1 pseudogene is annotated in these 965 nt (G+C 83.2%); it reads right to left on the bottom strand.

What is annotated here, in order from left to right:
* Positions 1 to 109 precede the first annotated feature (109 nt).
* Positions 110 to 965 (bottom strand): annotated as a pseudogene (locus GTQ99_RS23580) (SWIM zinc finger family protein); the annotation flags it as partial.

Here is a 965-nt window from a genome sequence, read left to right as displayed (position 1 = left end):
GTGCCCAGCAGGGCGGCGCCCAGCAGCGCGTCCCACCCGGGCGCGGCGGTGGGCGCGGCGTCGGGGACGGCGGTGGGGACGGCGCTGGAGGCGGTCGCGGGGTCGGCGCTCACAGCGGGACCGGCCCCTCCGCGGTCAGGGCGGCGCTCAACCGCACCCCCTCCGGGGTCCAGTCGCCCGCGACGGCGCAGGGCCGCGCCCCGCCGACGGCCAGCAGGGTCCACACCCCCGCGGGCTCGGCGAGCGGCACCGCGTGCCCGGCGGCGTCGACCAGCGCCCACCCCGGCCCGGCGGCCGCGGTGCCGGGGGACGCCGCGGCGGGCGCGTCCACCGGTGCGGACGGGACCACGTCGGCGAGCACGACGGGCAGCTCGGTCAGCCACGGGTCGGCGGCCACCGCGGCGGCCCAGCGGGCGTGCGCGGCGGCCACCGGCTCGGCGGCGACGGCACCCGGCGGGCCCGGCTCGCCGTGGCGGGCGCCGACGACGGCGCGCAGCGGGTGCGCGCCGGGGTGGAAGTGCAGCTCGGCCTCCACGGCGGTGCCGGGCACGAGGGAGGCGTCCAGCGGCTGCCCGGGCGGGGCGAAGGAGAGGACGAGCGCGGTGCGGCCGGTGCGCTCGCCCACGAGGTGGGCGCGCCGGGCGACGAGCCGGTCCTCGACGCGGTCGCGCAGGGACAGCACGGCCCAGCGGTCGCGCACGCCGGGCCCGGCGAGGACGTCCGCGGTCCGCGGCGGGGCGCCCACGCGGGAGCGGACGGTGTCGGCCAGCGGCGCCGGCAGGCTCGCGAGGCGGCCGTGGGCGGCGGTGAGCAGGTGCAGCAGGGCGTGCTCCTCGAGCAGGCGCGAGGACCAGCCGGGCCCGGAGGCCGCGACCCCCGCGAGGCGGCGGACGGCGGTGGCCAGGGCGGCGGCCTGCGCGTCGACCAGGCGGGCGGCGACCGGGTCGGTGCGGGAGTAGCCGGCG

The organism is Kineococcus vitellinus, assembly GCF_009906315.1.
Taxonomy (GTDB): Bacteria; Actinomycetota; Actinomycetes; order Actinomycetales; family Kineococcaceae; genus Kineococcus; species Kineococcus vitellinus.
Note: the sequence above shows the minus strand (reverse complement) of the source record. Positions and strands in the feature narration are given on the sequence as shown.